Source organism: Terasakiella sediminum, assembly GCF_033100395.1.
Lineage (GTDB): Bacteria > Pseudomonadota > Alphaproteobacteria > Rhodospirillales > Terasakiellaceae > Terasakiella.
In genome coordinates this window covers 1-19,784 of the sequence record NZ_JAWLVJ010000039.1, presented here as the reverse complement: position 1 = coordinate 19,784, position 19,784 = coordinate 1, and the positions used below count along the sequence as shown (strand labels likewise).

Genomic DNA, 19,784 nt, shown 5'->3' with positions numbered 1-19,784 from the left:
CCACAGCGGCTTGAAATGGACCTCTCCCAGAGACTTCCGCAGAGCCCAAATTTAACCCGTCAGGGTGTCCGGTGAAATGGGGGCAACTCCAGTCTGCGCCTTGATCATCAGGTCCAGAGAGGGTGAGGTGGCATAGTAAGTGTTCACGGTCGCCATAAAAATTTCCATCCAGCGTTTGAAATGGACGGTTTCTAGATCGGGGATCTGGTTGTGGATGGGGACCATGCGGCCTTTAAAGACACCTTTATTCAGCAATAAGGATGTCCAGAACAGGTTGACCCGTTCCATATGCGGGGCCCAGTCTTCGTCTGTCGTGCCGATGCGCGACGTAAAGATGGGTCCAAGAAGATCATCTTCTTGGACCGCATCATAAAAGGCCTTGGTGAAGACTTTGAGATTATCTTCAGTGATGGTGTCGAACTTCGTTTCCATTACAGAATGAACTTGGAAAGATCGACGTTTTTCGCCAGTTCCCCGACAGTTTCCTGAACCATATCTTTGGTGATGGTCAGGGTCTCACCGGATTTTTCGGTGGCCGTAAAGCTGATTTCTTCGAGCAGGCGTTCCAGCACAGTGTGCAGGCGACGTGCGCCGATATTTTCTACATTGTGATTGATCTCAGCCGCCAGATTAGCGATTTCCTCAATAGCATCCTCTTCAAAATCAAGGGTGACATCTTCGGTGCCGATGAGCGCCACATATTGCTTAATCAGGCTGGCTTCCGGTTCGGTCAAAATACGTTTGAAGTCTTCGCGAGTCAGCGCTGAGAGTTCAACGCGGTTGGGCAGACGGCCCTGAAGTTCTGGCAGCAGATCGCTTGGTTTTGCCACGTGGAAGGCACCAGAGGCAATAAACAGGATATGGTCTGTATTGATGGTGCCGTGCTTGGTGGTGACAGTCGTGCCTTCCAGCATGGGCAACAAGTCACGTTGTACCCCTTCGCGTGAGACATCCCCACCGGATTTTTCTGAACGGGTGGTGATTTTGTCAATCTCGTCAATAAAGACGATGCCGTTATTTTCAACGCTGTGCAGCGCTTCGGTTACAACCTTGTCGTTATCCAGCAGTTTGTCGGCTTCTTCATCCAGCAACAGATCATAGCTTTCCTGCACGGTGACTTTGCGCTTTTTCTTGCGCCCACCAAAGGCATCGCCAAACATATCGCCCAAATTCATCATGCCCATCTGAGCACCTGGCATGCCGGGGATTTCCATGGTTGGCATGGAAAGCGTTGAATTATCTGCCAGATCCAGTTCGATTTCCTTGTCATCCAGCTTGCCTTCACGCAGCATGGCGCGGAATTTCTGACGGGTATCAGCTGAGGCTGTGTCACCTACCAAGGCATCCAGCACACGTTCTTCCGCTGCGATTTCAGCTTTGGCTTTAACGTCCTTTTTCATCCGTTCAGAAACGATATGGATGGCGCTTTCTACCAGATCGCGGATCATCTGTTCCACGTCGCGCCCGACATAACCGACTTCGGTGAATTTGGTTGCTTCCACCTTGATGAACGGGGCCTGAGCCAGTTTGGCGAGACGGCGGGCAATTTCGGTTTTACCAACGCCCGTGGGGCCGATCATCAGGATATTTTTGGGCAGAACTTCATCGCGCAGCGGGTTTTCCAGCTGCTGACGGCGCCAGCGTGAACGCAGCGCAATGGCAACGGCGCGCTTGGCGTCCTGTTGGCCGATGATAAAACGATCCAGTTCCGAAACAATTTCGCGAGGTGTGAAATTTGTCATGTCTTATAAAGTCTCTACAGTCAGATTGTTATTTGTATAAACGCAGATGTCGCCTGCGATCCCCATGGCGCGACGGGCAATGTCTTCAACAGATAAATCGTCGCGATCTTTCATGGCGAGCGCTGCAGCCAGGGCATAGTTTCCGCCCGAACCTATCGCTGCAATGCCGTCTTCAGGTTCCAGAACGTCGCCTGTCCCGGTCATGACCAGGGTGACTTCTTTATCAACCACGATCAGCATGGCTTCCAGTTTGCGAAGATAGCGGTCCGTGCGCCAGTCTTTTGCCATTTCCACACAAGCCCGGGTCAGTTGGTCCGGGTGCATTTCAAGTTTGGTTTCCAGACGTTCAAACAGGGCAAAAGCATCGGCTGTGGCGCCAGCAAAACCAACGATGACCTTGCCACCTGCCAGTTTGCGGACCTTGCGCGCATTGCCTTTCATCACAGTGTGACCCACACTGACCTGGCCGTCGCCGGCAATGACCACATCATCGCCACGACGAATGGACAAGATGGTTGTACCGCGCCAACCGGGGAATTTTCTATCTTCGGACATAAGCTATTCCAGCATTTTTTGTAAGTAAGTGAAGCGGATTTGGTCTTTTTATGGCCCGTTTGTCAAGTCATGAGCGAGAAATAGGCCAAATTTATGATTGATATCCCTGTTCTTTCAAATGAGAGGCCAGCAGGTTCTGATAAGGGGCCAGTTTATCATTGTAACGTTCCCAGCGATTGACGGCAGCGTTATAGAGCGGTTCCACCACTTGTTGGTAACTTGCCGTTTTAATGGCTTTTTTGGTGCGGGAATGTTTCCAGAATTCCCTTAAGCCTTCATGCCATTCAAGGTCCATAAAGCTGAAGAGCGCTTTGGTAGCCAGATCAAAATCATCAACGATCTGTTCGTATTTCAGCAACAGAATGTCCGGGTTATCTTGTGGGGATTTGGCATAAATGCCGTTCATGATCTGGTTATAAACCTTTGCTGTGCGACCCAGATCGCTAAATTCCATATTCAATCCGGATGGGGCGAAATCCTGCATAAAACAGCTAAAGACCACATCCATGGGGTGGCGCAGCAGGATGATTTGTTTGGCCGTGGGGAAAAGCTGGCAGATAAACGGGTAATAAAGCATGTTGGGCGCACTTCGATCCATCAGTGTGGAGGTCCCATCCCATCCTTCTTCGGATTGATAAAGGTCGAAATACATCTGTTGTAACGTGGTGCGGTCCAGCTTTTTACCTTTCTTTGCCAGATCAAAGGCGTGGCTCAAAACCTTGGCGATGACCGGGGTTTCTTCAAATATTTGGATGTCTTCATTTTGGGACAACACCTGTTCAATCAGGGTCGTGCCGGACCTTGGAAAGCCCAGTACGAAATGAGGCGATTTTTCCAGGTTACCCCCTTCAAGGACCAGCGTTTCCATTTTTTTAAGCGTGTCGTAGGGCGAGGCGAAATTTTGATTTGCGGCCAGTTGTTGTGCGATTTTGTTGCCATGTTCAAAGGCGGCAAAGCTGTCCGCGCTTTCTGCCAGATGATCACAGTTTTTCCCCAGTTCAAAATAGCATTGTTTCATTTGAACCGGGGTGAGTTGGTCTGGCGTTTTCAGCGCGTCTAAAATCAGTGCTTTGGCTGTTTTAAAGTCTTTGGCACGTCGTTTCAGGATGGAGAGTTGCAGCTGTATCTGACTGTTGTCCTGAAAGGCTTTGGGCAGGCTTTCATAGATTTCCAGTGCCTTTTCAGGCTGGTTGTGGGTTTCGCAGAATTGCAGTGTGTTAAAGGCCAGATCAAGGCTGAGCATATTAAGCGACAGGGCTTTTTTGAAAATCTCTTCTGCTTGATCAATTTTATCCTGCCTGAGATAGATAATCCCCAGAATATTAAAGCCATTGGCATGAGGATTGGCAACGGTGATGGATTTTTCGGCCAGTTCCTCTGCTTTTGCCATGTTGTCCAGTGCCAGATGGCAATTGGCGAGGTTGGAGAGGAAAATACTGTCGTCGGGCTTGAGTTTGAGCAGAAATTCAAATTCCCGTTTGGCTTCTTTAAATTTTTGCTGTTGAAACAATAATCCGGCAAAATTCTGTCTGATTGCCCCATCCTGCGGCCATTTTTTGGCAGCTTTGCTTAAGGTCGTCAGTGCTTCTTTCTGTTTTTGCAGTCCCATATAGGCGTGCGCTGACAATTGGTGGGCACCGGGTCCGAACTTTGAGTCTTTCAGAAGTTTGCGCGCGGTTTTGATCGCCTTATCAAATTGTTGGCTTTTAAGTAGATTCTGAATGTCTAAAAGTGGGTTTTGCATGGTAATTGGTTCTTAAATAAAGTAATCAATCTGTTATCTGCTCGCGGTGGGCGCTTTTTGTCAAGTTTTCAGGGGTTGGACATGAAAGTTATTGTCACAGGCGGGGCTGGTTTTATCGGATCAGCCGTTTGTCGGTTGTTGGTCAAGGAAAAGGGCTGGCAGGTCTGTAATATCGATAAACTGACCTATGCGGCTGACCTTCGTTCGCTTGCTTCCATCGAAGACAATTCGGCTTATCGTTTTGAACAGCTGGATATCTGTGATGGTGAAGGGCTGACAAATGTTTTTGATGATTTCCAGCCTGACGCGGTGATGCATCTGGCAGCAGAAAGTCATGTGGATCGCTCCATCGATGGCCCGGCGGCCTTTATCGAAACCAATCTGGTCGGCACCTATACCCTTTTGGAAGCCGCACGCACTTATTGGCAAAAAGTGGATAAGGATTTCCGCTTCCATCATATTTCAACGGACGAAGTTTATGGCACACTGGGGGAAACCGGGCTCTTTACCGAAGAAACCCCTTATGCGCCCAATTCACCTTATTCCGCAACCAAGGCTGGATCAGACCATCTGGTGCGTGCCTGGCATCATACCTACGGCTTGCCTGTGGTGATCAGCAATTGTTCCAACAATTATGGCCCTTTTCAGTTCCCGGAAAAGCTGATCCCACTGATGATTTTGAATGTCCTACAGGGCAAACCTCTGCCCGTTTACGGGGATGGGTTGAACACGCGCGACTGGCTGCATGTGGAAGACCACGCAGACGCACTCGCCACCATCCTGGAAAAAGGCGAAAACGCCGGGAAATATAATGTGGGCGGCCATAACGAGGTGACCAATCTGGATGTGGTCAAAACGTTGTTTGAAACAGTGAAAGAGATCAAAAGCGATATCCCGGTTACCGAATTTGATGACCTGCTGACCTTTGTAACCGACCGCCCGGGTCATGACTGGCGCTATGCCATTGATGCCAGCAAGATTGATCGCGAACTCGGCTGGACCCCGCGTCATACCTTTGAGACTGGCTTGAAACAGACCGTGCAGTGGTATCTGGGCAATGAAGCCTGGTGGCGTCCGATCCTTGAAGGGCGCTATGACGGGCAACGTCTGGGGAAAGCTTAAAAAATGAATATTCTTGTCTTTGGGAAAAACGGTCAGGTCGCTTCTGCCTTTGCAAAGCTCGCCCCAAACTATTCGGAATATCAGGTGACATGCGTGGGTCACGAAGAGTGCGATATTACCGATGAGTTTCAGGTCACTGAAACAATTGCGAAAATTCAACCGGACCTGATCGTGAATACGGCGGCCTATACCGCTGTGGATATGGCCGAAGATGACGTTGAGGCTGCCTTTTTACTGAATGAAACGGCCGTAAGCCATATTGCAAAGGCATCAGACGTACCTGTGGTGCATTTTTCCACTGATTATGTCTTTAATGGGGAAGCGCGCGCGCCTTACGAAGTCGATGCCGATGTGGCCCCGCTTGGGGTTTATGGGCAGAGCAAATGGGCAGGCGAAGAAGCGTTGCGCGCCCATTGTGACAAGCACATAATCCTGCGCACGGCCTGGGTCTACAGCCCGTGGGGTGGGAATTTCGTTAAAACCATGCTGCGCCTGATGACGGAGCGCGATCAAATCTCGGTTGTGAATGATCAAGTCGGTTGCCCCACATCCGCTGTTGATCTGGCCCGTGCGGTTCTGAAAATTGCTCCGAAACTGGCGGAGAAGAGTTTCGATGGGTTTGGAACCTATCATTTGGTTAGCGAAACAGAGCTTTCCTGGCATGGGTTTGCATGGGAAGTCCTGCGTCAGGCCTTTCTGGATTGTGAAATTGCTCCCATTCCCACAGAAGCCTATCCGACCAAGGCAACCCGACCAGCCTATTCCGTCTTGTCGGTGAAAAAATTTAAAGAGACCTTCGGCTTTGGTTTACCCGATTGGCAAAGTAGCTTATCAAGGTGTCTAAGGGATTTAGGGAGATAGGCATCATGCAGCGCAAAGGCATTATTCTGGCAGGCGGGTCCGGTACACGGCTTTACCCCAGTACCGGGGCGATTTCCAAGCAACTGTTGGCGGTTTATGATAAGCCGATGGTTTATTATCCGCTGACCACACTGATGCTGGCAGGCATTCGTGAAATCCTGCTGATTTCAACCCCGCGCGATATTCCCATGTTTAAAGAACTGCTGGGCGATGGCGCGAAATGGGGCATTTCCATTGAATATTGTGTGCAGGACCACCCCAACGGTCTGGCTGAAGCTTTCATTCTGGGTGAAGAATTTCTGGATGGGGCGCCTGCCTGTTTGATTCTGGGCGATAATATCTACTTCGGGCATGATTTCACCAAATTGCTGGAAAATGCCATGGAACAGAAAGAAGGTGCGACCGTCTTTGCCTATTATGTGCAGGACCCGGAACGTTATGGCGTGGTGGAATTTGATAAATCCGGACAAGCCATTGATATTGAAGAAAAACCAGCCCAGCCAAAATCCAACTATGCGGTCACCGGTCTGTATTTCTATGACAGTCAGGTGGTTGAGATCGCAAAGAATGTCAAACCGAGCGGACGGGGTGAGTTGGAAATCACCGATGTGAACAATGCGTATCTGCAAAAAGGTCAGCTGCAGGTGGAAAAGATGGGCCGTGGTTTTGCCTGGTTGGATACTGGCACCCACAGCGCCATGCTGGATGCGGCCAATTTTGTGCGTACCGTTGAAAAACGCCAGAGCCTGAAAATCGCATGTCCCGAAGAAGTGGCCTTGCGAAAAGGGTTTATCGATACCAACCAGTTCGAAACTCTGATCAATGAATTTAAACCCAATGAATATCGCAGCTACCTTGAAATGGTGCTGCGCACGTTTGACGAATAGGTAATGAAGAAAATGAAACACACCCAGGAATGTTTTGATCCGGAAGGCTATATCTCGGACAAATGGGACAATTATTTCCGTGTCTATGACCGTTACCTGAATAAATATGTCGATACCGACGTGACGTTTGTTGAAATCGGCGTGAAAAACGGCGGCTCCCTGTTTATGTGGCGCGAGTTCTTTGGGCCAAAAGCACGTATCATCGGGATTGATCTGAACCCGGGTGCCAAACAGTTTGAAGAACACGGCTTTGAAATTTTCATCGGCGATCAGAACAGCGTTGAATTTTGGGATGATTTCTACAAACAGGTCGGCCCCATTGATGCCATGCTTGATGACGGCGGGCACCGTAACGATAACCAGATCATCACCACTTATCATGCGCTGAAAAACATGAAAGATGGCGGTGTCTTGCTGGTGGAAGATGTTCATACGTCCTACATGAAAGGTTTTGGTAACCCCAGTGAATTCAGCTTCTTAAGCTATTGCAAGCTGCTGGCCGATGGCGTTCAGAAAAATGAAAATATCGATGCGGATTTCGTTGATGTGGAAATCTCAGACAAGATCGATGCGCTTCATGTCCATGAAGGGGTGATCGTTTTTGATGTGGTGGAAAAGCGCAAAGTTGGCGAGCGCGTTGAACTTGGCAAAAAGACCATCGATGCTGAAGACTTCCGCTTCCATGAAGAAGAAACGCAGATCGAGGAAAAAGCCAAGGCCTTGGGCAACACCAAGATGTCCAAATATCTGTTCAAGAAAAAATGGAAGATGCAGCGCAATTCCATCATCGCAGATCGGGTAAAGCCTTACTTTAAAAAGTAAAGCTGTCTTTAAACGCGGGCAGGATTTTATCTTTGGCGGATAGCTGAACCTGATCTTCAGCAATGGGCCAGTCGATATCCAGGTCTGGATCATTCCACATGATGCCGTCTTCATGATCCGGCGCATATGGCGCGGTGACTTTGTAGGTGACTTCCGTATTTGGCTCCAGCGTGACAAACCCATGGGCAAAGCCGATGGGCACCAGAATCTGCGTCCAGTTCTCCGCGCTCAATTCCGCACTGACATGCTGACCAAAGGTGGGGGAGTCTTTTCGCAGGTCCACCGCCACATCCAGAATGCGCCCCTTTAAGACCCGCACCAGCTTATCCTGTGCAAAGGGTGGTTTCTGGTAATGCAGACCGCGCAACACCCCGACGTCTGCAGAAAGCGAATGATTGTCCTGTACGAAGGTCATATCAATGCCGGCATCCAAAAACCGCTGCTGATTATAGGTTTCAGAGAAAAAACCACGCTCATCACCAAACTTTGCAGGCACAATCAGTTTCACATCAGGGATATCTAGCGCTATAACGTCCATGGTTTTCTATTTTCTCTCAGGTTTTTAAATGAAGCGCCTCATCTTATTTGCCCATTACGACAAAGACAACATCGTTGATGATTATGTTGTGCGCCTTTTAGATGGCCTGAAACCCTATTATGACCGTCTGGTCTTTGTGACAGATTGTCCTCTGCCCGATGAAGAAAAAGCCAAGATCATGCCCTTTGGTGAGATCGCGCACGCAGAACCCCACGGGGAATATGATTTCGGCAGCTGGAAACGCGGATTTGCTTATGTGGGCGACGAGATCGAAAATTATGATGAAGTGGTGATCGCAAACGACAGCTGTTTCGGACCCCTTTATGATTTTGGCGAGATGTTCTCCAAGATGGAAAAGCGTTCGGTCGATTTCTGGGGTATCAGCGGGACCATCACCAAAAAGATCGATGAATATTGTATCAACAGCTATTTCGTCGTGTTTCGCAATCAGGTACTGAAAAATCAGGCTTTCAAGGATTTCTGGCCGAAGATTGAACATCTCGATGACAAGCTGGAAATTGTCGGACGCTATGAATATGGCCTGTCCAACCTGCTGCACGATCAGGGCTTCAAGTCCGAACCCTATGTGGGCTGGTATGACACCGACATCATGATTGCCAGCTCCTTCTTCTCCAACATTTGGGCGAAAAAGCGCTGCCCGGTGGTGAAGGTCAAACTGTTTCGCGAAAACCCGGAAGAACAGCCGAATTTGGCGCAATGGCTTGTCAAACTGGATGGTTCGTACCCGCGTAAATTCATCGATGATCTGGTCAAACGCTATATCGGCACGTCCGATCCGGCGCATTACTATTTCAAATACCCGATCTTCAAAACCTACTACGGCCACAGCAAGCTCCTCGCTTTCAAAGGCCGCTACACCAAAAACCGCAAATGGTGGCGGTTTTATATTAAAATTCTGGGGATTCCGCTGACGATTGTTTTGCCTGCGCGTCGTCCTCACTAACGGTCATTCCGGCGAAGTTCTCCCTCCTAAATTCGTCATCGCGCACTTGTTGCGCGATCAGGGCAGAAGCCAGAGCGTGATATCTACCCCTTATGCCGCTACGGGTGCGGCATGACGACTTAGTATATGTGAGAAAATCAGATGAACGATGATGCTGAGAATAAGGTATATTTTCTTGATCCAGATGACCTACCCACTCTATTCCCCACACATGCTCATTCTCCAGAATTTTGGGAACATTTGGGGCGCACAATTGCGACGTTTGGTTTTCTGGAAGAAGTTTTAGGAAAGGCAATTTTTTCATTTACAGCAACTCGTCCTTATTCGGATGAGGAGGTACTGGAAGCATATGAGGAATGGTTGCCAAAATTGGAAAGAGCTTTGACTGATCAATTATGGAATTTGGTTGAATCGTATGGCAAAGCAGTTAAAGAACATCCTGAGTCAATAATTGAAGACGTTGAAGCACTGGTAGGCATGCTGAAAGAAGCAACAGTTTATCGAAATGTTTTGTGTCATGGGTCGTGGCGCAAACCTGATGAAGAGGGAAAGTCAATTCCACTCTTCGTAAATAAGAAAAAGGAAGTCTTTCAGACAGCTATTGATGTGGAATTTCTAAAACAAGTTCAAAGCCATGTAGCCGAGTTAGCTTGTGAGGTAATTAATAGTGTTACTCAAATGGGTTGGCAATTTCCAGGTGCTAATGGGCTTGGTAAACAGATGTGGTGATTTGTTTGATGCTCATACCAAACTCGTCATCGCGCACGTGTTGCGCGATCAGGGGAGAAGCCAGAGCGTGACATCCGCCCCTTATGCCGCAACGGGTGCGGCATGACGGTTTTGTGTTCTGCTCCCAATTTTCCTCATTCTTCTTTAAGGAATATGGTGTATAAGCAGCCATAGATTTGCTTTTCATGAATTGGAGAATTGGCTATGCGCACGGCATCAGTCCAGCGAAAGACATCTGAGACCGAGATTTCCGTTGAGATTAATCTGGATGGAACGGGTGAGTATGACATTGAGACAGGCATCAGTTTCCTGGATCACATGCTGGAACAGCTCTCGCGTCATGGTCTGATGGATGTGAAAGTGCGCTGCAAGGGGGATCTCCATATCGATTGTCACCACACGGTGGAAGATGTGGCTTTGGCCATGGGTGAAGCTTTTTCAGATGCACTCGGTGATCGCAAAGGCATCAACCGTTATGCCCACAGCTATATCCCGATGGATGAAACCCTGGTGCGTGTGGCACTGGACTGTTCCAACCGTCCTTATCTGGTGTGGAATGTGGAATTCTCACAAGACCGCCTGGGTGAGATGGATACGGAAATGTTCCAGCACTGGTTCCAGTCCTTTGCGCTTAAAGCCGGGCTATCGCTGAATGTTGCCCTGATTGACGGGTCGAACAATCACCATATTGCCGAAGCTTGTTATAAAGGGCTCGCACGTGCGCTGCGTCAGGCGGTAGAGATTGACCCGCGGCGCAGTGATGCGGTACCTTCCACGAAAGGTTCACTCTAAATCAGCAAAGGGGCGTTTATGCTCACCCTTTATTCCAATCAAGGTTCCGGCAATTGCTATAAAGTGCGGCTGCTGTTGCATCAGCTTGGCTACGATCTGGACATTAAAGAAATGGATGTGGTCTCAGGCGAATGTCAGGGCGATGAGTTTTTGAAAATCAATCCAGTGGGTAAAGTGCCGACATTGATTTTGGATGAAGGCATGGTGCTGACGGAATCCAACGCAATCATGCTGCATTTCGCTGATGAAACCCAATATATGCCGATGGATCATTTTGATAAGTCGCAAGCCTTTCAATGGCTGTTTTGGGAACAATATAGTCACGAAACCGCCATTGCGGTCGCGCGTTATTCCATGCATTATCTTGGCAATACGGAAAAAGACGATGATCGCCTGCCTGCCCTTTGGGAAAAAGGCTATAAAGCGCTGGATGTGATGGAAGATCATTTGAAAGACAAGGATTTCTTTGTGGGGGATCGTTATAGCATCGCGGATATCGCCCTCTTTGCCTATACCCATGTGGCGGATCAGGGCGGATTTGACCTTGCGAAATACCCAAATGTCCTTACATGGTTAGAGCGTGTGAAGTCCCAGCCACGCTGGAAATCCATGGACGAGATTTAATCCACATTCGTCATTCCTGCGAAGGCAGGAATCTTATAGAGTGCGTCTGAGTAATTAGATCCCTGCTTGCGCAGGGATGACGATGAGAAGCCGGAATGACGCGAACAAGAAAGAGACGATGAAACTTTTCACCATCCATATTCAGAAATATGGCCTTGAACCGGAACCGGACATTCGTGCGGTGAAAGAAGGGTTTAACTGGCCTGCGTTTTTCTTAACCGTGATCTGGGCCCTGTTTAAGGGTTATTGGTGGGTCGCAGGTGGTCTTTTTGTGGTGGAAATCGTAATAAGTGGTGTTTTGGCTGCAATAGGACTTGATCTCTTTGGGCAAGCTGTGGTCAATATCGCATTCAACCTGTTGGTGGGGATTTATGCCAACGATTTGGCGCGCTGGAGCCTGGCGCGACGGGGATTTGTAGAAGACGAAGTGGTCAGCGCTGTTTCCATGGACCATGCCTTGGAAAGATACGTCACATCACTTCCATAAATTAAAGGATTCAGACGTATGTCTGTTGTCATCATTGACTATGGTTCGGGCAATCTGCGCTCAGCCGAAAAATCATTCGAACGCGCCGCACGCGAAGCCAATACAGGGTTTGACGTGCTGGTATCCAACAAACCCGAAGACGTCTTGAAAGCTGACCGTGTGGTCCTGCCGGGCGTCGGTGCTTTTGGCGATTGTGCCCGTGGCCTGGCCGCTGTGGACGGTATGCATGAAGCCTTGAATGAAGTTGTCCATAAACAGGGGAAACCCTTTATGGGGATTTGTGTTGGCATGCAATTGATGGCCGATCAGGGGCTGGAACATGGCACCCACAAAGGCCTTGGCTGGATTTCTGGTGAGGTTGTTGCGATCGAACCAAATGATGAGACACTGAAAATCCCGCATATGGGTTGGAACGAACTGGTCTTTGACGAAGGACGTCATCCTTTGCTTGACGGGCTGGCCGCAAACACCAATGTCTATTTCGTGCATTCTTATCAATATAAGACAGCAGATGCGGCAAATCAGCTGGCGACTGTGGGCTATGGCGGGGATGTGACGGCGATTGTTGGCAAAGACAATATGGTCGGCACCCAATTCCACCCGGAAAAAAGTCAGGCAGCGGGCCTGCAGGTGATTACTAACTTTTTGAAATGGAAACCGTGACATGAACCTATATCCAGCGATTGATTTAAAAGACGGTAACTGCGTGCGTTTGCTGCGCGGGGAAATGGATGCGGCAACGGTTTTCAACGATAATCCGGGCGCACAGGCCAAACAGTTTGTCGATGACGGCTGTGAATGGGTCCATATCGTCGATCTGAACGGTGCGTTTGAAGGCAAGCCCGCCAACGCCGATGCGGTGATGCAGATTGTGACGGCCGTTGATGGCAAGGCTGAAACCCAGCTGGGTGGTGGTATCCGCACCTTTGAAACCATTCAGTACTGGCTGGATGCGGGCATTTCCCGTGTGATTTTAGGTACCATTGCTTTGCGTGATCCGGACTTTGTTATTGAGGCCTGTAAGCGCTTCCCCGGGCAAGTGGCTGTGGGCATTGATGCACGTGACGGCTATGTGGCGGTTGAAGGCTGGGCGGAAGTGTCCGACATGAAGGTGCTGGATCTCGCCATGAAATTTGAAGATGCGGGTGTGGCTGCCATCATCTTTACCGATATTTCCAAAGATGGCGCCATGGAAGGGCCGAACCTGCAGGCAACTGTTGATCTGGCAAACGCGATTTCCACTCCGGTCATTCTGTCCGGTGGAGTATCATCCATGAAAGATATCGAAGAAGTCAAAGCGGCTGAAGTGCCCGGTCTGGACGGGGCGATTTCCGGTCGGGCGATTTATGACGGTAAAATCAATGTGGCCGATGCCATGAAGGTATTGAAGGGCTAACCTATTTCGTCACCCCTGCGAAGGCAGGGGTCTGATTCCTGCCTGCGCAGGAATGACGAAGGAGAAAGAAGAAAAGATGCTTAAAGTTAGAATTATCCCCTGCCTTGACGTGGCAGATGGCCGTGTGGTCAAGGGTGTGAATTTTGTCGATCTGGTGGATGCGGGTGATCCGGTAGAACAGGCCAAGGTCTATGATGCGGCAGGTGCTGATGAACTCACCTTCCTTGATATCACCGCAACCCATGAAAACCGCGACACCATCTATGATGTGGTGCGCCGCACGGCGGAACAGTGCTTTATGCCGCTGACTGTGGGTGGTGGTGTGCGTGAGATCGAAGATATTCGCAAGCTTCTTTTGGCCGGTGCCGATAAGGTTTCTATCAATTCAGCAGCTGTAAAACGACCTGAGTTTGTGAAGGAAGCCGCAGAAAAATTCGGCAACCAATGTATCGTGGTTGCGATTGATGCCAAATCGGTCGGTCCGGACAAGTTTGAGATCTTTACTCATGGTGGTCGCAAACCCACAGGTATCGATGCGGTGGAATGGGCGAAAAAGATGGCGGACTATGGCGCGGGCGAAATTCTTCTGACGTCCATGGATCGTGATGGCACCAAAATCGGCTTTAACCTGGAACTGACGAAAGCCGTTTCTGACGCGGTTTCCATTCCGGTGATTGCCTCTGGTGGTGTCGGTAATCTGGATCATATGGTGGAAGGGGTGACTAAAGGCCATGCAAGTGCGGTACTGGCTGCCAGCATTTTCCACTTTGGCACCTATACCATTCGTGAAACCAAGGAACATATGGCCAAAGCTGGCCTAGCGGTGAGATTGGACTGATCCCATGGATGCAACTGTACTTGATCAACTTTTTGAGACCATTTCCTCTCGAAAAGGCGCAGACCCTTCTGAATCCTATACCGCCAAGCTTTTTTCCAAGGGCCGGGGCAAAATCGCCCAGAAAGTCGGCGAAGAAGGGGTGGAATGTGTCATTGCTGCCTTGTCAGAAGGTAATGATGCGCTAACTTCAGAAAGCGCCGATTTGTTTTACCATCTTCTCGTGCTCTGGGCCGAAGCGGGCGTGGACCCACAGGATGTCTGGAACGAACTGGCGCGCCGCGAAGGTATTTCCGGCATCACTGAAAAGAATTCTCGTCCCAAGGAGTAAAATCTATGCCGCATATGGTCATTTCTTACGCTAAGCCTGTTGAAGAACAAGTTGAAATTCAAAAGCTTGTCCAGGAAGTCTGGAACGGGGCGGAAGAGTCCGGTCTGTTTAATCCCGGTGCGATCAAGGCCCGGGCTTTGCCGGTTGAACATTATGTCACAGCCAATACGGATCAGCTGTTCATTCACGTCGATGCCAAGCTTTTTGTCGGTCGCACGGATGAACAAAAGCAGGATATGGTCAAACGCGTGTTTGATAAAATGGCGGCGCTGGTCAGTGACGATGTATCGCTGAGCGTGGAAGCCATCGATATGGACAAGCCGAATTATATCAAGCGGTAAATACCCAAAACCGTCATCCCCGCGAAAGCGTGGACCCAGTTTTGGTTTTCTAGGCTCCCGCTTTCGCGGGAATGACCATAGGGGTGCGTTGGAGAAACCATGACATTTTCAGCCGGATTTTCGACCTTCAGGGCGTCTGATCCTGATGGCAGTATTGCCTGTGCGCTGTGGTATCCAACCGAACTGGCGGCTGTGACCACGCGTCATGGGATTTACGATTTCTCGGTTGTGAAAAACGGTCCTATTGCGGATGGGCAGTTTCCGCTGATTATGATGTCCCATGGGTCTGGCGGCACGCGGTTTGGCCATTGTAAGACGGCAGAATTTTTTGCCCAGAACGGCTTTATTGTCGTGGCACCCGAACATCCGTTCAACAATTTCTTTGATGACAGCCAGGTTGGCTCTGCCAGAAGCTATTCATCGCGCTCACGCCATATGAAGTCCTCCCTGGATGCTTTTCTTGCCCATGAAAAATGGGCCCCGTCTGTCGATCTCGAAAAAATCGCAGTCTTCGGTTTCTCCCTTGGTGGATTTACGGCGCTGACCTGTGTTGGCGCACGTCCTTATGTGGAAGGATTGCGCATGCATTTGCGCACCAACCGGGAATTTGATGCGACCTTTTGTGGCTATGAAGTCATCGTGCGCGATGGGTTTGATGACCCGTATCTTCCGACAACACCGGATGACCGTTATAAAGCCTGTATCGCACTTGCCCCGGTCAGTGGGGGATTGTTCCATACAGAAAGTCTCGCGGATATTTCAGTGCCCGTGCAGATTTATCGCGCAGAACGGGATATGATTCTTCGAAATCCTTTTCATGCCCAGGAAATTCGGGATCACTTGCCTGCGGGCTGCGACTATCATGTGACTGAAAAAGCAGGGCATTTTTCATACCTTTCGCCCGTGCGCGAAGAGGTGCGTGCAGAGTTGGGCGAGCTTGCCAATGACATGGACGGGTTTGACCGTGAGAGCGTGCATAAAAAAATTCATCAAGAGATGATAGATTTTCTTAATAAAGCCCTTTCATAGAGAAGGGGTTCAGGCTACATAAGGCGTCACGTTTACTTTAAGGTGAATTCAAAGGACAAGCATGTTTGCCGCATTTTCAAAATCATTTGCCCAATTGCCGGACCCAACCTTCAGAAAAGTGATTCTGATGGGGGTTTTGGGGGCGTTTATTACGTTCCTGCTGCTTTTTGGCGCTGTAACCGGATTTTTGTTTGATGTGGTTCTGGTCAATATCCCGTGGGTGGATGGTCTGATTGACTGGTTGGGCTCGCTCGCCACCATTGTGGTGGTTTGGTTTTTGTTTCCGGCCGTCGCTTCTGTCATCATCGGGTTTTTGCTGGAAGATATCGCGCAAGCTGTTGAAAATAAACATTACCCTGACTTGCCACCGGCGGAACAAGTCCCCTGGGGGGAAACACTGGTGGAAGCGATCAAGTTTGCAGGTGTGATGATTTTGCTCAACCTGCTCGCCCTGCCCTTCTATCTGTTCCTCGCGCCTGTGGCGCCTTTTGTCTTTTATGCGCTTAACGGCTATTTAATAAGTCGGGAGTATTTTGAACTGGTAGGTCAACGCAGAGTCGGCTTGAAGAAAGCCAAGGCCCTTCGTAAAGCCTATCAGGGGAAATTACTGATTGCAGGTGCATTGACTGCTTTCCTGTTAACGATTCCTCTGGTAAACCTATTAGCACCCGTGGTTGGCACAGCCGTCATGGTGCATCTTTTCCATAGCTGGCGTCGGGAGCCGAAATTCCTGATGCTGGAACAGCAAGATCTTTAAGGAGTATGTGTGAGTATGTTTGGGCGTAAAAAAGACGGCGACAAACCGACCACCGAGAAAACTGAAACCAAGGCAGCAGAAGCCCCCACTGAAGAAAAAGTGGAACAACTTCCGCCCTTGAAGCCTTTCTCTTCCAAAGGCACACATACATCTGCGCCACCCAGCAAGCCTGCGGTGCCAAGCGCGGCACAAAGCAGCACGTCACCGGGCTATCGCCCTGACCTGGCTGCGCGTCGCCTGATGGATATCCCGGGGGCAAATCCGCGCCGTGGCGATCAGCGCAACCCGCAAGACCCGCGCACATTGACTGTGGGTCGTGAAATTTCCCTTCGTGGTGAAATCACAGCTTGTGAAACACTGGTTGTTGAAGGCCAGGTGGATGCAAAAATCACTGACGCGCGCGTTTTGGAAGTGGCAAATGGCGGTGTTTACACGGGTACTGCTCATGTGGAAGAAGCTTTCATTTCCGGCGTGTTTGATGGCGAATTAAGCGCTTATCAAACCCTGACGGTTCGAAGCGGTGGCCGCGTTAAAGGTAATGTGCGTTATGGCCGTATCGTCATTGAAGAAGGCGGTGAAATCTCTGGTTCTATGGCGACATTGACGCCGGACGAGATTGCACAAGCGCGCAATGCAGACAGCAATTCCTAAAAGCCGTAGTCTCTTGATGAAGAATTTTACACGCGTCGCTCAGGTCTTTGCCTTGATCGGCGCGTTTTTCCTTGCTGCCTGTGCGGGTCCGCAAAGCGAAGATATGTATCGCAGCGAGACCCCTAAAAAAGCACCTGTGGTGGAAAAGAAAAAAGAACCCACCATTAACTCCGCCCGTCTGGCCGCCATCAAGGCTTTTGGCCTGGATACCCAGACCACACCGGAAAAACTGGTGGGGATGAGCGAGTTTGACGTCAAACGCGCGTTAGGCAATCCCGGTTTTGTGCGCAAGGACAAAGGGGTGGAGATTTGGCAGTATCATACCGATAACTGCATCCTTGATCTGTTTTTATACGAAAGCCGTGATGGTTTTCAGGTGGATCACAGCGAATTGCGTGGTCCCCTTTTGGAGAGCGAGGGCGAGCTTTCCTGTTTTAAAACCATCGTGATGGGAACGCCTTCATGAAATCGTGGTTTGAAGCGTCGAAAATTTATTTTGATCGGCGCGTCATCGCGATCCTGTTCCTTGGTTTTTCAAGCGGCCTGCCCCTTTTGCTGGTCTATGGTACGCTTTCTTACTGGTTGGGCGTTGAAGGGGTATCACTCGCTACTATCGGCTTTTTTTCGTTAGCACGTTTACCTTATGCTTTTAAGTATCTTTGGGCGCCGCTTGTCGACCATGTGCGGTTACCTATCCTTCATCGTTGGATTGGGCATAGGCGCAGCTGGGCATTGTTGTCACAGGTTTGTTTGATCCTATCAATACTTGCACTTGGTCACTCAAATCCAGCTGCAACGCCTGAGTTCACAGCATTTGCAGCAGCATTAGTTGCGTTTTTTTCCGCTACTCAGGATATCTTAATTGATGCATATCGCATTGAATTGCTAAAGGATGACGAACAAGGTGCGGGTGCGGCCATGTACGTCAATGGCTACCGATTGGGTATGTTGACAGCTGGAGCTGTTGCAATAGGTCTTTCAGAATGGATTTCTTGGCCAATTGTTTACGCAATTATGGCGTCGCTGATTGGCATTGGCATGATTACGATCTTGTTGAATCGCGAGCCAGAGAACTTGGCAGCTGCGCAGCAGCTTGAGGAGCGAGATCATCAAATAGAGCAATACATTAGAGAAGGTAAAAGTGCTTGGACGGCAAATTTCTTGGCTAATTTCAATATTGCCGTTATTCAGCCGTTTAAAAATTTTATGACCCGCAGTGGATGGATCTGGATATTAGTGTTGATCATCCTTTATAAAATGGGTGAAGCAATGCTCGGTGCGATGGCAAATCCATTTTATCACCAAATTGGATTTTCTCCGAGTGAGATAGCTTCAGTTACAAAAGTGTTTGGGTCTGTTGCAACTTTTGTCGGTGGGATGTTTGGCGGAATTGTTGTTTATCGATATGGGCTTATGAGAGCCCTTCTGTATTGTGGGATTGTACAGATGCTATCGACACTATTGTTTGCAGTTCAAGCAGAGGTTGGTCACAACGTGCCGATGTTAATGGTCGCGATTTCTGGAGAAAATGTGACGGCCGGCATGGCAACCACGGCTTTTGTGGCTTATTTGTCCAGTCAATGCAACTCCGCCTATACAGCCACCCAATATGCATTGCTCAGTTCCTTCATGGCGATTCCGCGTGATGTCTTTGCCGCATTGTCCGGTATATTAGCAGAAGCCGTTGGTTGGACTTGGTTTTTTGTTGCCTGTTCTGCCATTGCGGCACCCGCGTTGATTTTGCTGATCTGGATGATGAAGAGGTATGACCAAAGTGGTGTGTCTGAGGCGAAGAATCCTGCTTGAAAAAGGCAGTTTTCTTAGGTATTGTGCGCCTGCAAAATAGGGGGGCCGTTTAGGGGCGTCCGCTTTAATCAAGTGAGGAAAGATCTATGGATATCAAAAAGATTCCGGTTGGCGATGCGCCAGAAGCGGTTAACGTAATCATCGAAGTTTCTGCTGGTTCTACACCGGTCAAATACGAATTCGACAAAGACAGCGGTGCGATCTTCGTTGACCGTTTTGTTCACACACCGATGCATTACCCTGCAAACTACGGTTTTGTTCCTCACACACTGTCTGACGATGGCGACCCCATCGACGTTCTGGTTCTGGCACCAGAAAGCATCATCCCGGGTGCGGTTATCCCGGCACGTCCAATCGGCGTGTTGATGATGGAAGATGACGGCGGCATGGACGAGAAAGTTCTGGCTGTCCCAACTGACAAAATGCACCTGATGTACAAAGATGTGAAAACAGTAACCGATCTGCCACAGATCACACTGGACAACATCGCGCACTTCTTCGAGCACTATAAAGATCTCGAAAAAGGAAAATGGGTTAAAATCGGCGGCTGGGAAGGCGTTGAAAAAGCGCACCAACTGATCAACGAAGCTGTTGAGCGCGCAAACAAAGCGTAAGTCTCTGGCATTCGCTGAAGATTTTAAAAAGGCCCGGGGGAGAAATCCTTCGGGCCTTTTTGTTTATTCTGACCCGTCCTGAAATAAGTTGACAGATTGGAGACTTATTATGGGAAACAAAGAAAACAAGCGGGTTAAGCGCACACAGCGTGATTAT

Annotated in this window: 26 protein-coding genes; 21 read left to right on the top strand and 5 right to left on the bottom strand. The window is 49.4% G+C overall.

Annotated features, from left to right (window positions below):
* Nucleotides 1-51: 51 nt before the first annotated feature.
* The 4 genes from RYZ26_RS19065 to RYZ26_RS19050 form a co-directional block, all read right to left on the bottom strand.
* A complete protein-coding gene (locus RYZ26_RS19065; RefSeq protein ID WP_317684846.1) occupies nucleotides 52-432 on the bottom strand; it encodes a group III truncated hemoglobin in 381 nt (126 codons plus the stop codon).
* Complete coding sequence (gene hslU, locus RYZ26_RS19060; RefSeq protein WP_317684845.1) at nucleotides 432-1,742, bottom strand: ATP-dependent protease ATPase subunit HslU; 1,311 nt, start codon at nucleotides 1,740-1,742, stop codon at nucleotides 432-434. Before hslU ends, RYZ26_RS19065 begins: the two co-directional genes overlap by 1 nt.
* A 3-nt stretch (nucleotides 1,743-1,745) precedes the next feature.
* Nucleotides 1,746-2,297, bottom strand: coding sequence for an ATP-dependent protease subunit HslV (gene hslV, locus RYZ26_RS19055; RefSeq protein ID WP_317684844.1), 552 nt, complete (start codon nucleotides 2,295-2,297; stop codon nucleotides 1,746-1,748).
* A 91-nt stretch (nucleotides 2,298-2,388) separates the two neighbouring features.
* Nucleotides 2,389-4,041: a tetratricopeptide repeat-containing sulfotransferase family protein gene (locus RYZ26_RS19050; protein WP_317684843.1), complete on the bottom strand. Its 1,653-nt coding sequence runs from the start codon at nucleotides 4,039-4,041 to the stop codon at nucleotides 2,389-2,391.
* Between the two features lie 81 nt (nucleotides 4,042-4,122).
* Between RYZ26_RS19050 and rfbB the strand changes: the two genes are divergently transcribed.
* The 4 genes from rfbB to RYZ26_RS19030 are packed head-to-tail and all read left to right on the top strand — an operon-like array spanning nucleotide 4,123 to nucleotide 7,733.
* Nucleotides 4,123-5,163 carry a dTDP-glucose 4,6-dehydratase gene (rfbB, locus tag RYZ26_RS19045; protein WP_317684842.1) on the top strand — a complete coding sequence of 347 codons (1,041 nt, stop codon included), beginning with the start codon at nucleotides 4,123-4,125 and terminating at the stop codon, nucleotides 5,161-5,163.
* Nucleotides 5,164-5,166: 3 nt separating this feature from the next.
* Nucleotides 5,167-6,024 carry a dTDP-4-dehydrorhamnose reductase gene (gene rfbD / locus RYZ26_RS19040; protein WP_317684841.1) on the top strand — a complete coding sequence of 286 codons (858 nt, stop codon included), beginning with the start codon at nucleotides 5,167-5,169 and terminating at the stop codon, nucleotides 6,022-6,024.
* Between the two features lie 5 nt (nucleotides 6,025-6,029).
* On the top strand, nucleotides 6,030-6,911 hold the full coding sequence (gene rfbA / locus RYZ26_RS19035; protein WP_411576886.1) for a glucose-1-phosphate thymidylyltransferase RfbA: 882 nt from the start codon (nucleotides 6,030-6,032) through the stop codon (nucleotides 6,909-6,911).
* Between the two features lie 12 nt (nucleotides 6,912-6,923).
* Nucleotides 6,924-7,733, top strand: coding sequence for a class I SAM-dependent methyltransferase (locus tag RYZ26_RS19030; RefSeq protein WP_317684840.1), 810 nt, complete (start codon nucleotides 6,924-6,926; stop codon nucleotides 7,731-7,733).
* Here the strand turns inward: RYZ26_RS19030 and rfbC are convergent.
* Nucleotides 7,723-8,271, bottom strand: a complete 549-nt coding sequence (gene rfbC, locus RYZ26_RS19025) for a dTDP-4-dehydrorhamnose 3,5-epimerase (protein WP_317684839.1) — start codon at nucleotides 8,269-8,271, stop codon at nucleotides 7,723-7,725. The two genes, RYZ26_RS19030 and rfbC, sit on opposite strands and share 11 nt — an antisense overlap.
* A gap of 28 nt (nucleotides 8,272-8,299) precedes the next feature.
* On the opposite strand from rfbC, the gene RYZ26_RS19020 reads away from it, so the two are divergent.
* From RYZ26_RS19020 to ppa, 17 genes are all read left to right on the top strand, one after another.
* A complete protein-coding gene (locus RYZ26_RS19020) occupies nucleotides 8,300-9,235 on the top strand; it encodes a rhamnan synthesis F family protein (RefSeq protein ID WP_317684838.1) in 936 nt (311 codons plus the stop codon).
* A gap of 141 nt (nucleotides 9,236-9,376) precedes the next feature.
* The gene (locus tag RYZ26_RS19015; protein ID WP_317684837.1) at nucleotides 9,377-9,964 is read left to right on the top strand and encodes a hypothetical protein; all 588 of its coding nucleotides are present in this window, start codon (nucleotides 9,377-9,379) and stop codon (nucleotides 9,962-9,964) included.
* Nucleotides 9,945-10,070, top strand: a complete 126-nt coding sequence (locus RYZ26_RS19010) for a hypothetical protein (RefSeq protein ID WP_317684836.1) — start codon at nucleotides 9,945-9,947, stop codon at nucleotides 10,068-10,070. The genes RYZ26_RS19015 and RYZ26_RS19010 overlap by 20 nt, the downstream gene beginning before the upstream one ends.
* Nucleotides 10,071-10,168: 98 nt before the next feature.
* Nucleotides 10,169-10,756 (top strand): imidazoleglycerol-phosphate dehydratase HisB, encoded by a 588-nt coding sequence (hisB, locus tag RYZ26_RS19005; protein ID WP_317684835.1) that lies wholly within the window; start codon nucleotides 10,169-10,171, stop codon nucleotides 10,754-10,756.
* An 18-nt stretch (nucleotides 10,757-10,774) separates the two neighbouring features.
* Nucleotides 10,775-11,380: a glutathione S-transferase family protein gene (locus tag RYZ26_RS19000; protein WP_317684834.1), complete on the top strand. Its 606-nt coding sequence runs from the start codon at nucleotides 10,775-10,777 to the stop codon at nucleotides 11,378-11,380.
* Between the two features lie 118 nt (nucleotides 11,381-11,498).
* Nucleotides 11,499-11,867: a DUF2628 domain-containing protein gene (locus RYZ26_RS18995; RefSeq protein ID WP_317684833.1), complete on the top strand. Its 369-nt coding sequence runs from the start codon at nucleotides 11,499-11,501 to the stop codon at nucleotides 11,865-11,867.
* Between the two features lie 18 nt (nucleotides 11,868-11,885).
* Nucleotides 11,886-12,530, top strand: a complete 645-nt coding sequence (hisH, locus tag RYZ26_RS18990) for an imidazole glycerol phosphate synthase subunit HisH (protein WP_317684832.1) — start codon at nucleotides 11,886-11,888, stop codon at nucleotides 12,528-12,530.
* Nucleotide 12,531: 1 nt separating this feature from the next.
* Entirely contained in the window at nucleotides 12,532-13,263 is a 732-nt protein-coding gene (hisA, locus tag RYZ26_RS18985; RefSeq protein WP_317684831.1) for a 1-(5-phosphoribosyl)-5-[(5-phosphoribosylamino)methylideneamino]imidazole-4-carboxamide isomerase, read from the top strand.
* Between the two features lie 76 nt (nucleotides 13,264-13,339).
* On the top strand, nucleotides 13,340-14,101 hold the full coding sequence (gene hisF / locus RYZ26_RS18980; protein WP_317684830.1) for an imidazole glycerol phosphate synthase subunit HisF: 762 nt from the start codon (nucleotides 13,340-13,342) through the stop codon (nucleotides 14,099-14,101).
* Between the two features lie 4 nt (nucleotides 14,102-14,105).
* The gene (locus tag RYZ26_RS18975; protein WP_317684829.1) at nucleotides 14,106-14,429 is read left to right on the top strand and encodes a phosphoribosyl-ATP diphosphatase; all 324 of its coding nucleotides are present in this window, start codon (nucleotides 14,106-14,108) and stop codon (nucleotides 14,427-14,429) included.
* A gap of 5 nt (nucleotides 14,430-14,434) precedes the next feature.
* The gene (locus RYZ26_RS18970; protein ID WP_317684827.1) at nucleotides 14,435-14,770 is read left to right on the top strand and encodes a 5-carboxymethyl-2-hydroxymuconate Delta-isomerase; all 336 of its coding nucleotides are present in this window, start codon (nucleotides 14,435-14,437) and stop codon (nucleotides 14,768-14,770) included.
* A 99-nt stretch (nucleotides 14,771-14,869) separates the two neighbouring features.
* A complete protein-coding gene (locus tag RYZ26_RS18965) occupies nucleotides 14,870-15,799 on the top strand; it encodes an alpha/beta hydrolase family protein (protein WP_317684826.1) in 930 nt (309 codons plus the stop codon).
* Nucleotides 15,800-15,860: 61 nt separating this feature from the next.
* Complete coding sequence (locus RYZ26_RS18960) at nucleotides 15,861-16,556, top strand: EI24 domain-containing protein (protein ID WP_317684825.1); 696 nt, start codon at nucleotides 15,861-15,863, stop codon at nucleotides 16,554-16,556.
* A 15-nt stretch (nucleotides 16,557-16,571) separates the two neighbouring features.
* The gene (locus RYZ26_RS18955; protein WP_317684824.1) at nucleotides 16,572-17,207 is read left to right on the top strand and encodes a bactofilin family protein; all 636 of its coding nucleotides are present in this window, start codon (nucleotides 16,572-16,574) and stop codon (nucleotides 17,205-17,207) included.
* Between the two features lie 16 nt (nucleotides 17,208-17,223).
* Nucleotides 17,224-17,673 carry a hypothetical protein gene (locus RYZ26_RS18950; protein WP_317684823.1) on the top strand — a complete coding sequence of 150 codons (450 nt, stop codon included), beginning with the start codon at nucleotides 17,224-17,226 and terminating at the stop codon, nucleotides 17,671-17,673.
* Nucleotides 17,670-19,013 carry an AmpG family muropeptide MFS transporter gene (locus RYZ26_RS18945; RefSeq protein ID WP_317684822.1) on the top strand — a complete coding sequence of 448 codons (1,344 nt, stop codon included), beginning with the start codon at nucleotides 17,670-17,672 and terminating at the stop codon, nucleotides 19,011-19,013. Before RYZ26_RS18950 ends, RYZ26_RS18945 begins: the two co-directional genes overlap by 4 nt.
* An 86-nt stretch (nucleotides 19,014-19,099) precedes the next feature.
* Nucleotides 19,100-19,627: an inorganic diphosphatase gene (gene ppa, locus RYZ26_RS18940; RefSeq protein WP_317684821.1), complete on the top strand. Its 528-nt coding sequence runs from the start codon at nucleotides 19,100-19,102 to the stop codon at nucleotides 19,625-19,627.
* Nucleotides 19,628-19,784 lie beyond the last annotated feature (157 nt).